12 protein-coding genes are annotated in these 15,833 nt (G+C 37.2%); 3 read left to right on the plus strand and 9 right to left on the minus strand.

The window, feature by feature from the left end; all coding sequences use genetic code 11:
• Positions 1–50 precede the first annotated feature (50 nt).
• Positions 51–866 (plus strand): DNA/RNA nuclease SfsA, encoded by an 816-nt coding sequence (gene sfsA, locus VB797_RS04005; protein ID WP_323236385.1) that lies wholly within the window; start codon positions 51–53, stop codon positions 864–866.
• Between the two features lie 120 nt (positions 867–986).
• On the opposite strand, the gene VB797_RS04010 is transcribed toward sfsA, so the two are convergent.
• The 5 genes from VB797_RS04010 to VB797_RS04030 all read right to left on the minus strand — a co-directional run bounded on the left by VB797_RS04010 (position 987) and on the right by VB797_RS04030 (position 9,705).
• The gene (locus VB797_RS04010) at positions 987–2,066 is read right to left on the minus strand and encodes a potassium channel protein (RefSeq protein WP_323236341.1); all 1,080 of its coding nucleotides are present in this window, start codon (positions 2,064–2,066) and stop codon (positions 987–989) included.
• Positions 2,067–2,510: 444 nt separating this feature from the next.
• The gene (locus VB797_RS04015; RefSeq protein WP_323236342.1) at positions 2,511–5,789 is read right to left on the minus strand and encodes an NACHT domain-containing protein; all 3,279 of its coding nucleotides are present in this window, start codon (positions 5,787–5,789) and stop codon (positions 2,511–2,513) included.
• A 263-nt stretch (positions 5,790–6,052) separates the two neighbouring features.
• Entirely contained in the window at positions 6,053–7,732 is a 1,680-nt protein-coding gene (locus tag VB797_RS04020) for an NAD(P)H-quinone oxidoreductase subunit 4 (protein WP_323236386.1), read from the minus strand.
• Positions 7,733–7,956: 224 nt separating this feature from the next.
• Positions 7,957–9,135 (minus strand): GNAT family N-acetyltransferase, encoded by a 1,179-nt coding sequence (eis, locus tag VB797_RS04025; protein WP_323236343.1) that lies wholly within the window; start codon positions 9,133–9,135, stop codon positions 7,957–7,959.
• A 99-nt stretch (positions 9,136–9,234) separates the two neighbouring features.
• Positions 9,235–9,705: a hypothetical protein gene (locus VB797_RS04030; protein ID WP_323236344.1), complete on the minus strand. Its 471-nt coding sequence runs from the start codon at positions 9,703–9,705 to the stop codon at positions 9,235–9,237.
• 1,487 nt (positions 9,706–11,192) lie between these two features.
• Between VB797_RS04030 and VB797_RS04035 the strand changes: the two genes are divergently transcribed.
• The gene (locus VB797_RS04035) at positions 11,193–11,975 is read left to right on the plus strand and encodes a tryptophan-rich sensory protein (RefSeq protein ID WP_323236345.1); all 783 of its coding nucleotides are present in this window, start codon (positions 11,193–11,195) and stop codon (positions 11,973–11,975) included.
• A 60-nt stretch (positions 11,976–12,035) separates the two neighbouring features.
• Here VB797_RS04035 and VB797_RS04040 read toward each other — a convergent pair whose 3' ends face one another.
• Positions 12,036–13,196, minus strand: coding sequence for a RuBisCO large subunit C-terminal-like domain-containing protein (locus tag VB797_RS04040; protein ID WP_323236387.1), 1,161 nt, complete (start codon positions 13,194–13,196; stop codon positions 12,036–12,038).
• A gap of 194 nt (positions 13,197–13,390) precedes the next feature.
• Positions 13,391–13,765: a cytochrome c gene (locus tag VB797_RS04045; protein WP_323236388.1), complete on the minus strand. Its 375-nt coding sequence runs from the start codon at positions 13,763–13,765 to the stop codon at positions 13,391–13,393.
• Between the two features lie 218 nt (positions 13,766–13,983).
• Here VB797_RS04045 and petG point away from each other — a divergent pair, with 218 nt between their 5' ends.
• Positions 13,984–14,097 carry a cytochrome b6-f complex subunit V gene (gene petG / locus VB797_RS04050; RefSeq protein ID WP_323236346.1) on the plus strand — a complete coding sequence of 38 codons (114 nt, stop codon included), beginning with the start codon at positions 13,984–13,986 and terminating at the stop codon, positions 14,095–14,097.
• A gap of 109 nt (positions 14,098–14,206) precedes the next feature.
• Here the strand turns inward: petG and rsmD are convergent, their stop codons facing one another.
• Complete coding sequence (gene rsmD, locus VB797_RS04055; RefSeq protein ID WP_323236389.1) at positions 14,207–14,749, minus strand: 16S rRNA (guanine(966)-N(2))-methyltransferase RsmD; 543 nt, start codon at positions 14,747–14,749, stop codon at positions 14,207–14,209.
• A 160-nt stretch (positions 14,750–14,909) separates the two neighbouring features.
• A complete protein-coding gene (gene hisH, locus VB797_RS04060; protein ID WP_323236348.1) occupies positions 14,910–15,545 on the minus strand; it encodes an imidazole glycerol phosphate synthase subunit HisH in 636 nt (211 codons plus the stop codon).
• Positions 15,546–15,833 lie beyond the last annotated feature (288 nt).

Genomic DNA, 15,833 nt, shown 5'->3' on the forward strand with positions numbered 1-15,833 from the left:
TAACTCTTAACTTTCAATCTAAAATCCAAAATCTAAAATCCAAAATCGATATGTCCGACTTTATCTACCATTATCCAACTTTATATCCAGGAATATTACTCAAACGCTACAAGCGGTTTTTTGCGGATGTGGAACTTGCTTCTGGGGAAATTGTTACAGCACACTGTCCAAATACGGGACCAATGAAAGGAGTTTATATTCCTGGAAATCCCGTACAATTATCAAAAACAGATAATCCCAAACGCAAATTAGCCTATACCTGGGAAATGATTCAGTTGCACGATAACGAACCAGTTTGGGTAGGTGTAAATACAGGTTTACCAAATAAAATTATTAAAATAGCCCTGCAAAAATATATCTTTCCAGAATTAGGAAAATACGATGAAGTTAAAAGCGAAGTTGTTTACGGACAAGATAGAAAAAGCCGAATAGATTTTTGTTTACTTTCTGCTGAGAAAATTAATTTATCAAATCCACTGGCACTTATAGATAACATAATCGATACTAATTATGTAGGAATAAAAAATAAATCTTTACTAAAAGATGATAACCGTCAAATATATTTAGAAGTTAAAAATACAACTTGGACGGATAAAAGGTTAGCTTTATTTCCCGACACCGAAACAACAAGAGGACAAAAGCATCTGCGGGAATTAATGGCACTTTTGCCTCAAAGTCGTGGAGTAATGCTTTACTTTATCAACCGCAGCGATTGCACCCACTTTGCACCCGGAGATAATGCCGACCCCTTATACGGTGAATTATTGCGACAAGCTGTATCTATGGGTTTAGAAGTATTACCTTGTCGCTTTGAAACTACACCCGAAGGTGTTAAGTATCTGGGATTAGCAGAATTGCAACTTTAAATAGTTAGAAGTAGTGCGAGCATCTTGCTCGCTATTTAACTACCCCATCTCCCCATCCCCCCATCTCCCCATCCCCTTGTCCCCTTGTCCCCCAATCTCCCCACCTCCCCATCCAAAAAACTAACTTTTCTTCGGTTTACGTAGTGGTTTAGAGTCTATGGGTCCGAGTATTCGGTTGAGAGCGCGTAATTGTTCGGCTGTTCCCATACCGATCATTACATCTCCTGACATTAACTTAGTATCAGCTGTGGGGCCACCAATTAACTCACCGTTAGCACGACGAATCGCTAGAACTAATGCTCCAGTTTGCGCTCGTAATCTTGCTTCTCCTAAAGTTTGACCGACGAAAGGACATGAACTGCGGTCGATTAAAACTTCTTCCATGTATAGTTCGCGACCTCTCCCCGAAATAATCCCGTCAACGAAATCCATGACCTGGGGTCTTAAAGCGGCTGCTGCCATTCTTCTACCGCCGGTAATGTAGGGCGAAACTACTGCATCTGCACCACCTCGCTGAAGTTTTTGTACTGCTTCTTCCGTGCTAGCGCGGGCGATCGCTCTAATATTTGGATTCAGTGCTTTTGCTGACAATACTATGTATAAATTTTCTGCGTCTGACGGTAATGCAGCGACGATACAAATAGCTCGATTTATTCCTACAAGTACTAATGTTTCATCTAAAGTTGCATCACCTTGATATATGGTGTAACCTTCTTCTGCCTGGGTTTTTCTAACAAGTTCTACTTCCGAATCAATAATTACAAAAGGTACCCCTTCCGCTTCAAATTCTTGGGCAATCTGACGACCTGTACGACTAAATCCGCAAATAATATAATGACTTGATAAAGATTCCATTGTGCGTCGCTGTTGTCTGAGTCGAATTCCTTCTTGAAAATATCCTTGAATTACAGCTTCTGTAAATCGATTAACAATATAAGCAATGGTGATTACCCCCATCAAAATTAGAGCGATCGTAAATAATCTTCCCCGTCTTCCTAAAGGCTGAGTTTCCCCATAACCAACGGTTGATAAGGTAATCACCGTCATAAAAGCAGAGTCTTCCCACTTCCAACCTTCTACAAATCTGTACCATAAAGTTCCCGTCAGCAACACCCCACAAATAGAGATTGTTCCAATCATTAATTCTTTTTGGATGCGGCGATATTTTTGCTCTAATACTGAGTAAACAGGTTTTTTCATCGCTTTCCAATTTTACAGGTCGTTTGCCTATCGCGAGTAAAATTATAATTTGCGATGCGCTGAGCGTCACTAAGCAGGTGTATCATTGTTATTGTATGCATTATATAGTTGATAGTTTAATACGTATAGATGCGGGTCTATAATTAAGATATTTTGAATTGTTTCAAGTACGTTTAAAGCATATTAAATAATTTTTGCCATTATTAACTTGCAGAAAATTTTGATTGTTGATAACTTTAATTAAATGAATCATTGCGGTTTCAGATTTCATTTGAATCAAAGCATTTGTGCGTACATAATGACTTTAAGAAGCGAGACGTTGTGAATTAGTCCCGGAAAGCCAAGTTACAGCTACAGTGGCAATTACAATCAAACCAGAAAGTGTTAGTCAAGATACGCAGAATTGCGACTGGGCTATCTTATTGATATTATTTATCAACTTTATCACCGCAAATCTTTATCTTTGATTGTTGAACCTTCCACTATTTGCCAAAGTGCATTAACTGCACATCTAATGTCTTCTTTATCCTGATTTTCTTCTATCCATTGAGCCAAAGTAGGAGCAACTGCATTAGACGTTTTACTTAACTGAACTAAGGCTTTAAATACTTCAGAGTTAAAATATAAAGCTTCTTCATAAAGATTACCAGGAAAGCTGTATGGTTGAGATGAGTCAAATAGTCTAACATCTTTTAGAGATTTAAGTAGCTCACTCTTAACAACATCATGAGAAATATTTAACTGACTTAAGGCTTTCGCTGCATTCGCACATACAAATATGTTTTCATCATTATGAAGCAACGAAATTAAAATAGTTATTACATTCTCAGAGGGTTTTCTTAAATACCCTAGAGCTAAAACCACATGAAAATATTCATCAGATGATTTACCTTTGAATTCTTCCAGAAGTTTAATTTCAATCTCTGAGTAAACATCACTGAATTTACCTAACTCTTTTGCTACATATTCATTCACACCATAATCTTCATACCCCAACCAATTTATTAATTCATTTATTCCCGCTTCATAATTAGGATTATTTGTTAAATCGCTAAATAATGCTTTTATCTTAGAGTAAACAGACTGCGCTTCTTCTATTTGTTGTTTTTGAAACTCTTCATAAGCCATATCATTATAGTATTTATCATAACCATAATAATTGAGAGTATCGCTTACATAATCATCATGATAGCCAAGCATATTTAAAGCTTCGGCTATTCCTATTTCTCCATGAAAATTTGAGCTAAAATTTTGAATTAAAAAATCAGAAATATTACTGTATTTAAAAGCATTTCTTATAGTTTCGATTGTTGACTTATATGTATGTTTATTTTTTAGCAACTGTAAAACATCATCAACAGCTTCTTCGTGTCCTCCCAGTGCTAATCGATATATTAAATCTGCTTTTTGATTATTTTTTGAAGCATATTGATTCAGTATTCGTAGTAATTTATTCTCAAAAATAGTCCCGCTTAAATTCAATAAAATGTCTCTAATATTTTTCCTGGCTTCCATAGGAATTGGAAAATCATTTGTAGATTTTAATTTAATAATTTGATTTAAAATATTTTTTACTAGGTCTATATTTTCCACTCCTTGTTTCCACTGTTTCAGATTTTCAGTTAAACAACGTCCAGCAAATAACAAATCTCTATGTAACCATTGTTCATACTCGCTATTATTTTCGAGTATTGCTTGCATTGTTTGTATAGCATCTTTCTGTTTCAATTTTGCCACTAATAGAAAAATAACTTCATTCCAATGTGGTTCATGTAAATGCAATTTGATTGCACTTAATATAGGCTCCAATGTAAGCTGCTCTTTAGCTCTATTATAAATATCTTCTGCTGTTAAATATTCCTGAAAAGTTTTATGTACGAAACCATATAAATTATCACTTTGATTACTGATTAAACCAGCACGGTCGCCTATTATTTTATCTAAAAATCGCTTCGCCTCTGCTTCTGCTCTATGGTATTTTATTCCTGTTATATCTTGAATATACTCACATAATTTTTCCAGTAGTGTATCTCGTTCAATTAATATTCCTCCTTCTTGTTCATCTAATCCACCTTGAGTATGTATCCAGTAAGCTAAACGTGCCATCAGCCAGCGTAAATCATCTACTACCAAATATTGCAAAATTTCATGATTTCTTATTTCTTTATGTTTATCCCAGGAATCCAACAGTGTATTAATCGCACAATCATAAAGCTCATTACGTCTTTTCGGTAACTGCTTTTGTTCGCGATGGATTAACAATATTATTGTTAATAGTAAAGGATTACTAGCAAGTTGCTTGAGCCTAGCATTATCAAATATAGCTTGTCTGAGATTACTTTGATGAACTATTGCTTGCGATTTCTCAGAGAAAATACTCTCATACCAACGATTAATAAAGACAATTATTTGATTTTTATGAAAAGGTTGAATGTGGTAATGAGGAAACTCCTTAGTAGAAAAGTAGCGACCTGGATTACCTATAGGACGAGAAGTGATAATAACTCGATTTTGAGGGTAAGTTTCTAAAAATAATTTTATTTGCTCGACAATTCTCGCTTGTTTCTCTGTCCCTACTTCATCTAACCCATCAAAAAAAATTACCCCTCTTCCTTCCCTGAGCCAATATTCAAAAAACTCATTTGAATTAGGTAAATCAGCACAATACCTATATCGAGCAAAATCAAGAATACTCATATTTGAATGAAGAGCTAATTCTCGAATGCGAATTACGATTGGTAGCCAATCTATTTCATTTGAAAGTCCAATATTGATAGGTTCAAGTTTTCCATTAATCCAATTTATAATTTCCAAAAAATCATCACTATCATTAGACAATTCGGTTTTTTTCTCTGTTTTTTGAACATCAGCTACTTCATTTAATTTGTTTCCGCATAAAGAAAGTAAAAAGTAACTGATTAAAGCAGTTTTTCCTGACCCTGGTGTACCTAGTATTAAGGCTCTCTTTGATTGTCGTTCTTTAAATAATCCTGTTGCTAAAATTGTCCTCTGCTGTATTTCTTCCTGTTGAGTTTTATTGTTTTCATTTTTATTGAATTTATTATAAGAATTATCTAAAATTTCCTCCTCTAAGTTTGGAGCGACAAAAATATTTGCAAGTTTTCCAGATTGATGGGTATTCTCACCTTTCACATCAATACCAGCAAGATTTATATGATTGAAAATATGCCTGAGTTTCTTTAAATAGTTTTTCTTCGCTTCTGCCAAAGAAAGGTTATTTTTATTTTTATAAACTTCTTCCCACACGGAATAATATTTTTTCAGTAAATCAGAGTTACTAGGAGTTGCTAACTTATTACAGATATCTTCCCAAAAAACTATATAAATAAGGAATTTATTTTCTAAGTTACGTTTATTGTTAAGCTCTTGAAGATAATCTTGGAGTTTTGTATCTCTTGATTCTGTTGTTGCAATAATATATTCTTTAATCTCAGATGTAAACGACTGAGTTTTGTTGACTTCTTTCTCTATATCTGTATTGGTAAGTTTACCGTTCTTATAGCGCTTGCATTGAATTGCTATACAACAATTAGAATCTTTCGGCTTACCATAAATATCAATACCATGTTGCACTTGCCCACTTCTACCGTATCTTGCTGCATATGAATCTTGCCATTCCCTTGTGTAAATTTCCCACACAATATCTTCAAATTCATTCCAATCTTTAGGCTTAGGTAATTCGCTTGTAGCTGGAATAGGCATAATTAACTACACATTGCTTTTCGTAAAGACTCTGTTCTCAATAATACTAAGACAAACAAGATATTTGTACCCATTCGTTTTTTTGTATGCTAATAAATTTTCAAAAACTTGACTACACTTAACAAATACCTTCGCCAATTTATGAGGGCTGGATGGATTTTCACGGAAAAACGTTTATTACAGGTCAATTAATTAACCACAAATTAATAAAGACGTTGCAGTGCAACGTCTCTACATTAATTATTCAATTTTTTACCTAATCCTTACTTCAAAGCTCCTAAAACTGGTACAATCTCCGCTTCTACATTCGGTGTCAAAAATCTCGCATAAATACCGGGATTAGTTTGAGCAATTTGAGTATAAGATTCCCGTACATGAGCGTTGACTGCTACTGTCTTCACGTCGTACATCTGCATTACAGCTTTAGGATAAAACCCGATCGCGATAATTACCGCTAGGAAACAAGCTGCAATAAACACTTCCCGCTGACTCGCATCTCTGTATACTGATTCATCTGGTAAAGCACAATCGGTACCAAAACAAGCCGTTCCTTCTGCTTCCAAGTTCTCCAATTTCGCGTTACCAATATCACAGATAACTTTACCTTCCCCGTAAAATACCTGTTTCAACAAGTCAAGTAGATAAATCGGAGTCAGGATTATTCCTACTGAAGCTAGAAATACCGTTACTGTACAGAAAGTAGAACTGTAAATATCGCTGGTGGTGACACCAACTAACACCGAAAGTTCGCTGATAAATCCGCTCATCCCAGGAAGTGCTAAGGAAGCCATTGCAGCTATGGTACACAAAGCGAAAACTTTCGGCATAGTTTGTCCAATACCGCCCATTTCATCCATTTTCATTGTATGGGTGCGGTCGTAAGTTACACCAGCTAAAAAGAATAGTACTGATGCAATTAAACCGTGGGAAATCATCTGCAACATCGCACCGTTGATGCCTAAATCGGTAAAGGAAGCGATACCTAGTAACACAAATCCCATGTGAGAAACTGACGAATAAGCCAAACGTCGCTTCATATGAGTTTGAGCAAAGGAATTTAAAGCACCGTAGATAATGTTAATAACTCCAAGAGTTGCTAAAACTGGTGCAAAGTAAATGTGTGCGTCGGTAAGCAGTTCCAAATTAAGGCGAATTAACCCGTATCCACCCATTTTAAGCAATACACCCGCTAAAATCATCGATACGGGAGCGGAAGCTTCGCCGTGAGCATCAGGTAGCCATGTATGTAAGGGGAAAATAGCTAGTTTTACACCGAATGCAATTAATAATCCCGCATACAACAACAACTCAAAACCCAAGGAATAATCTTTTGTTGCCAAAGTAGCGATATCAAAAGTTACATTATCTCCACCATATAAAGCCATTGCGATCGCAGCGACTAAAATAAATATCGAAGCGGCTGCGGTGTAGAGTATAAACTTGGTTGCTGCATAACGGCGTTTTTTACCACCCCAAATATTAACTAGTAAATATACGGGAACCAGTTCCACTTCCCACATAATAAAGAACAACATTAAATCCTGGGCGACAAACACCCCAACCTGTGCCGAATACAGCACCAACATGAGAAAATAAAATAAACGCGGTCTGCGATCAACCTGCCAAGCCGAAAACATCGCCAGCGTCGTCACAAAACCCGCCAACAGTACCAAAGGGACAGACAAACCATCAACGGAAACAGCCCAATTAAAACCTAATTGAGGTACCCAAGCGTAACTTTCGGCAAGCTGAAAACTTGCATTGCTTGCATCGTAATGCCGCCAAAAAGTAAAACACATCAAAAAAAAGTCTGCCATACCCACACCAACGGCATACCACCGGATGAATTTACCATCTTTATCTGGTAAAAAGGGGATGAGAAAAGAAGCAAAAAGTGGAAATAAAACTATTGCGGTCAGCCAAGGAAAATGTTCCGCCATGATGCTAGTAAGAATATATACTCATTTTATTAATGTCATTTTACTAAAGTTTGTAACGCTTTTTCATAAAACTTTGCGAAGGTAATCATAGAGCGATTGATTATAGTTAAAAAAATACAGCAGCGCTCAACACTAGATCAACTCTCTGTGTTCTCTGCGTCTTTGTGGTTTTTTTATTCGCTAATCTTCTACCGGGAAGGGAGTAAACAAAATCTTAAATTGTGCTTTTAAAAAAAGTCTGCCATCCAAGGAGATGAACCTGCAAATATCTCTGTAGCGGTAGAAAGTGCTGCATCTGTCCCATCGAGTTTTCCTGCAAGCTGCAATTGTTGAGCGGTGAATAATCTTGTGTAAAGTGGTGCTAGTCCTCCAATGTCTAGCTTTAATTCACCTGTACCACCTTTTGTCACACTTCCGCGTCCTTTAGCGACAGATAAAATAAATTTACCGTTGTTTTCTGCGATCAAATCATCTGTTATTTCTAAATGCAGTTCGGCTTTAATTCCCGATAAATAACCCCGTGTGGATAATGCTTTTTCTACATTTATTACCCGCAACATCCAACATTGTGTAAATTTAACTTTGGCGGTTTGTTCGGGTAATAGTAATGTAAGATGATCGGTTACAGAACCGCGCCAGCGTACTTTATCTATTTGAGCGCGATGATTACTCAGAAATGACCAAAATGTTTGTGCGGCTGCATTTGTCAGCACAACCCAATCTATAACTCGTAAAATTGTACTGTTATCTTCTGAATATTGGCTGAATATGATGTAACCTTGGGGTTCTTCTACCGAACCGATTAAATAAGCATAGAAAACATCTTTTTTATCCGGTTTCATTATTCTATGCCAAATCGGTTGAGCGCGATTTAGATATCCATTAATATTTATGGCTTGTTTTGTATATAGTTCGTAAAAGATTTCTGAATCTATTGGAACAGATTTTACGAGTAAAGGCTTTTCGCGAATTTGAATGCTTTGCGCGGGAATTTCCCAACCGTAAAAACTACCCCCTTGCTCGTATCCTAATTTACGATATAGGCGTTGAGTTGCGGGATAAAGTACGGAGATCGCCGCACCCTTGGTATAAATTTCTTTGATAGTATGCTGCATTAAACTTAGCGCTGCACCCGTTCCCCGGTATTCCGGAGCAATACCAACTCCAGCAATTCCCGTCATCGCAACGCTTTCACCACCCCACCATTGTGACATCGGAATAGTCACTAATCCACCGACGATTTGTTTTTGCTGACGGATGACACGTAAATTGTCTATCCCCATCTGCTTAACCCAAGTTTCTCCTTCACCAGGAGAGCTTAAAAAACACTGCTCGATGATACTTCCAAACCTTTGACTATCCTCCAAATTGGTAACGGTGGTGTATTCAAACTCCGGTTTCGTCATATTTACCGACTTGCATAGCTAAAATACAACTATATTACATACGGTGGTTAGTTTAGTATAGATAATTCCTAATTCCTAATCCAAAATCTAAAATTAGATTCATCTCATCTGCCAAAACATAATGCTGCTCCCAACTGTACCAATAATTATTCCACTAATAATCAGAGCAAAAACAAATCCGATGGGAATACCTACAAATAAGTTGAATCCGAAAATAAAAAAGCTACCGCTAAATAATGCGACTAACCAACCAATGGTGACAAGTAAGATATTAAGCCAATTGTTTAAAAGTCTATAGTGTTGTAATAGTAAAGCTGTGAATAATCCACCTAAAAAACCGCCGATACTCATACCAACAATCATCCCTTGGCTAAAAATTTGACTTGAAGAATCAAGGATAAACATTTCCCAACCAATAGTTAAACCACTGAAAAAACTAACTCCCCAAAGAAACCCTAAAAGAGCTACATCAGATGGCTTAATTGCAGTTTTAGTCCACATCAGTACTACACCAATAGTCAATCCTCCGATGCAACCAATAGTTGTACCATAGCGAGTGAATTCTGACATTATATCTTCAGGGTTGAGACTATACATTAAGTTTGATAAGAACAGAAAAAAGGTACCAACACCAAGAGCAACAGTCCAACCAAAAGATATCAAAAATATTTCCATGTTTTTTAATTAATAGTAAATAGCATGAAGGCAGATAAAGGGATAGGAATTTTAAAAAATAATTATCAATTATAGATGCCCTATACCTGATGAATAGTTATGGTTTCATCTCATTTGTCAAAACATTATATTCCTGACAGTTGCACCAATAAGAATTTCACATATAGCTAAAATAAAACTTTTATACTAGACACAAATAAATTGAAATGTGACGTTCTACTTTTCATTTTTTACAAAAAAAATGTCTCAATTGAGACACATTCGCAAAAATTGTATATTATTTTTTTATCTTAATTCACGAAGCGAATTTCAACATGAGTAAGCGCTAAATCGCTCTCACTCTGGCTATGGTGGGGCTACCCAAACAAAGCCTACCTGCGTAAACTGAATTCGGCGCTTTATACAGAAACTGTATAAGTCGGCACAAATAAAACCAACTATGTAACGGGATGTAAACTGGTATCAAAGCCTTGTCCCTACTCGCGATCGCGATTTTCAACGTTGACCTACTTGCAAAACAAGTGGAAACTCAAAATACCCCTCAATCTATCGGGGGGTTAGGGAATTTGACTTTTACTTTTAAAATTTGATTCTAAAAATGCTGTAATCTTTATTTGTTAGCCTAATTTGTGTAAGTAGGTCAACGTTAAAAATCTTACTTATAAAAATGCCTCAGAAAGCACAAAGTAGCAGATTAAAATAGAGATTTGTGTCTTACATTCTATTACATGATGCCAGTTTATTTCTGCCGATCTACTTACAGCAAAAAATTATCTAACCCGTAAGATTTTACAATATTTACACCTTGGAAGAAAGAATTTATTCCAAGACTCCATATAGAGATAGATAATTATGATTAATTTTCTACTAACGAACTAATTTATGATAAACTTCATATTACGATAATCTTCGCGGATTATCACAAAGACGAAACCCCTGAACAGGATACGGGGAACATCTACCTTTCTTCCGAAAAAATCACAAGAAATTGTTTTCTTGAATCAATTAGGTAAAAGCAAAAGTTAACAGCTTGTAAACTGCTAATTTATCTATATTTAGGATGAATAATTTGTGCTTTTCCTATTTATACATTAACTCATGAGTTTAGTTACGTAAGTTGTTCAATAAAAAAATTGCAAATCGCTATTAGTTATCTCAACTTTCCTTTTAACTAAGCTTCTAGAATTTTAACTCTTCAGCAATTATGGCTGCTGATACAAACAATACCAAATAAAAGTAACATTTAGTGAGATATATTTAGATACATTAGCTTTAATTATCATAAACGAGTTTAAAATAAGAAAAACGTCAATAACCTTGAGAAAGTTCGCTACAAAACAATATAGGCTATCAAGCATAGAAATTAATTGACATCAGAAACTATGCAGCACTCTAAGAGTAATTCTGGGGATATTTTGCGGCAGCTTGTCACCCTTGCTGCTGTAATTATTGCTTTTGTCGTCAACGTCTTGTCAAATATTTTCCCGCTTAACGGACTGACGATTGGGGGAATATCCAATACTTTATTCAAAAACGTTTTAATAATTCCCGCTAACTATGCTTTTGCGATCTGGGGGTTAATTTATCTAGGATTATTTGCTTTTGCGATCTATCAAGTCTTACCTTCCCAGCGAGATAATCCTAATTTACGTAAAACCGGGTACCTATTAACAATTGCATCCGTCGCTCAAAGTATTTGGGTATATCTATTTTTATCTCGGCTTTTCGTAGCTTCGGTGATAGCAATGCTATTGATTTTAGTCCCGTTAATAGTCATGTATCTCCGTTTGGGGATTGGAACCACACCTGCATCACGGGCTGAAAAATGGTTTATCCGCTACCCAACTAGTATTTATCTTGGTTGGATCAGCGTTGCGACTATCGTTAATATTGCGAGTGCTTTATATATCAATAATTGGAATGGTTTCGGCATCCCTGCTGAAACATGGACTCTAATTATGGTGATTATTGCCACATTTGTAGCCAATATCGCACTTTTGCAACGTCAAGATATTGCGTACAGTGGTGTAAGCGTGTGGGCATTAATTGCGATCGCCATTAAACACTGGGATAATTCAACCTTAAAAATCGTAGCACTATCAGGTACTTTGCTAATCATCGCGATCGGCTTATTTAAAGGTCAAGGGTCAAAGGTTAAAGGTTAAAGGTAATAATTTTTAACTCTTAACTCCTCACTCCTAACTTATTATCTTTTTTCGTCCCCATCACCCCTTCCCCCACTTCTCTAAAGCTCGTTTTAACGCTCCATCTGGTACCTCATCAAAATCTTGCTTCTCCACTCTTTCCAAAGCTTCAAAAAACGCTTTAACTCCAGATGCAGCACCATCGGGATGATCCATAATTCCCGTACCTGCATTCAAAATTACATCATTACCGTAATCAGCTATTGCTTTGGGTACAATACCGGGATGAATCCCCGCAGAAGGTACTGGAAAAACATTGCGATCGCGCAAACTATCTTTAATCTTCGCTTCCTCTACTGCATCAAAAGGCAAACTACCATAATGTGCTGGATACAACACCGCGTCAGCGCCTCCGTGAGCCATCAATGTTCCTAGTATCACCGAATACGCCATACCGTGGTCGGGAGCGGCACACAAGGCTCCGGCAAGGGCTGGATGAGTAAAAATAGGTACATTAATCTGTTCGTCAGCGGCTAATGCTTGCAGTACCGAAAACCCGTAAGGAAGTACGTTAAGTAACAATGCATTCGCACCGACTTGGACTAACAACCGTGCTTTCTCGACTAATTTATCTGCATTCCCCGTGACGTTGACGGCATATAATACAGTGCGTCCGGTTTTTTGCTTGACCTCATCAATAACTTGGCGACAAGCTTCGAGACGTTGTAAAGTAGGGGCTGTATCTAAGTCACCAAGAATCTCATCATCTTTAATAATATCGAGACCAGCATAGGCAACTTCTTTTAAAATACCGGCATGGTCTGCTGCCGAAAGTCCTAAAGCAGGTTTAAATATTGCCATTACTAAAGGACGGTCAAATACTCCTAATCTTTCTCTAATTCCAGAAATACCCAACTTGGGAGACAAACCATAACTTCGAGGTAAGCGCACCGCTACAACTTTCGCCGCACCAGCCATCGAATATTTACCAAATATCATCGTTAGCAGGCTAGAAATATCATTTTCGACATTTGTCAGCGGAAAACGAACCGTAGCGATGCTGTAGCCCGTACTAGCTTCTGTTTTTACTCCAATTACTTCCCCCAAATGTTCGCGTAACGCGGCTTCTCGATGAGCAAAACGAGCATCCCAAGTACCAGCAGTTTGTCCAACCGCAATAACTTTAGCTTGCTTTTCGGCATCTACACCGGGCGGAAAGCGATAATCAACTTCAATCATCAGTTATTAGTAGGGAGTAGGGAATAGGGAGTAGGGAGTAGGGAGTAGGGAGTAGGGAATAGGGAGTAGGGAGTAGGGAGTAGGGAATAGGGAATTGGGAATTGGGAATTGGGAATAGTGAAAAGAGTATTTTCATACATAGAAGTAAAAGTAAAGTTTTATCAAGACGATCTAAATTAATGCCCAATGCCCAAATTCTAAAGCGTTTCTAAATAACTTAATAAATCCGCCATTTCTTTTGCAGTGGGCTGAAATTTGGGCATTGGGGGGGTTTCTCCGCCAGTAACTTGGTGAATCAGTCCATAACGGGATTTGTGTTTGGATACTGCTTTTAAAGAAGGACCCACTCTTCCGGTTGCTTCCAAGCCATGACAGCCAGCACAGTTAATTTGAAAAATAGCGTGTCCTTGAACGGGGTTTCCTTCTAGAGATAATACATTTTTAATGTAGGGGTCGGCAGCTCTGGCCATATTTACAGCAGAAATGCCCGTGAGGATTGCTAGCAGAACCGCTAACGAAAAGAACGCGATTCGCCCTATCAGAGTGTCCGGTTTGGTAATCTGGTTATCCAAAAGGTTTGCTGTCAAGGTCAGTGTCTACAAAAATATTTCATTTCATACACATAGCTTAAAAGTTCTTGAGAGTCTCTGCAAGCGCCAATTGCTATTTCTGCACCTCAAATGTGGCTCTAATTCTCTCTAGGAGCGCTTTTTGCGATATTTCCCAGCTTTTTTGATAAGATGAGACATAGTAAACAAATATAAACGCGATCGCGTATCTGGAGAATTCAATGGTTGAACCCTTACTTGATGGAATGGTTCTAGGTTTAGTTTTCGTAACTTTGGCTGGTTTGTTTTATAAAGCTTACGAGCAGTACAAACGCGGTAACAAACTCGGACTTTAATCGTTAACGCTAATGATGTGGTGATTCCATATTGCTGGAGACGTTGCAGTGCAACGTCTCTACAAAGTCATGTTTAATACAAAATCATCTTGTAGGGAAATATAATTGATTACTGATAACTGTAAAAACTTATAGTGGTGTTTCCATAGACTTTTTGACGGCAGATTTCCCAATTAGTAATTTCTGATGGTGTCCATAATTTGGGATTATGCTCTACCGCTATTTCTCCATTGACATCTAAAAGCTGATATTTTTTGATAGCTTCTAATACTGGTTCGTATAAATCGCTTGCATAAGGTGGATCAAAATAAATTCTGTCAAACTGCTGTTCGTTAAGTTTCGGCAACAGCTGTAATATATCCCCTTGCAAAAGTTTCCATTCTTGTTCGGAACTTGCAACCGAGTGCCAATTTTGCTTGATAATACCGCAAGCACTTTTAGATTTTTCTACACCAACTACAATGCTTGCTCCTCGACACAAAGCTTCCGCACCCATAGAACCCGTTCCGGTGCATAAATCCAACCAGCGACAACCTGCAATTCTTCCTTGCCAAATATTAAATATTGCTTCTCTTACCCGTGCGCTCGTGGGTCTGGTCTGCTTCCCTGGTAATGTTTTTAACTGACGATTTCCGTAGATTCTTAGCAAAATTATTTTCGCGTTTTTCGGGATTCTAGGGACAATACTACTTGTGACTGCCACTATTTTATAGCAGAAAACACGAATTGAGCTACGACATCAAATTAGAATTAGAATTTGCCTTTTTTAATCAAATGTAAGATACTTGTCCTGTTTTTTGATTGAACAACCATTAAACAGCGATTTTTTCACGCACCTGAGAAACAAAATTAGAAAGGATTTGTAGTCCGACATTAGAGGATTTTTCGGGGTGAAACTGAACTGCGCTGACATTATCGTAAGCGATCGCAGCAGTTACACTTTGACTACCGTGGGTAACAGTTGCAGCATTAATCTTTTGTTCTACAGGTTCAACATAGAAAGAATGAACAAAATATACCCAAGGATTGGGGGGTAAATGCTCCCATAAAAGCGACATTGGTTGAGTCATTTCCAACTGATTCCAACCCATATGAGGAATTCTGATCTCCGATTCCGCACGGAAACGCTTGACTTTTCCTTTGATAATTCCTAATCCTTTTTCACGTCCTTCCTCCGATGATTCACAAAGAATTTGCATTCCCAGACATATTCCTAAGAAAGGTTTACCATCGGCGATGATATTTTTGATTGGTTCAATTAAACCTCGCGATCGCAAATTTTGCATTGCTGGGTCGAATGCACCAACTCCAGGTAATACAATTGCCATAGCTTTTTCCAAATCTTTAGCAGAACTTGTAACTTTAGGAGTTACCCCAGCTTTTTCTAAAGCTTTGCAAACTGAGTGCAAATTCCCCATGTCATAATCAACTACTGCAATTACTGCCATTAACCTACTCCCGATAAATTTATAAATGGAGGGTGTTTCTATTGTAAATAATAAATTTCACGACGCAAAGATTGCTATTAACTTACAAACAAATTTTGGCTTATCCACTACAAATCAAATTTTTCTGATGATTTACTCCTTAAAATTGCTTTACATTACTGATTGCATGGTCGATTTTACGAATGAAAGTCAACCTCTCCTTATAGATTACCAAGCTACTAGTTTAAGGATAATTTAAAATAACCTCTAACTTCTACTTTATGCTATTCCCTATTCCTCAATAATGCT

Source organism: Rivularia sp. UHCC 0363, assembly GCF_034931125.1.
GTDB lineage: Bacteria > Cyanobacteriota > Cyanobacteriia > Cyanobacteriales > Nostocaceae > Rivularia.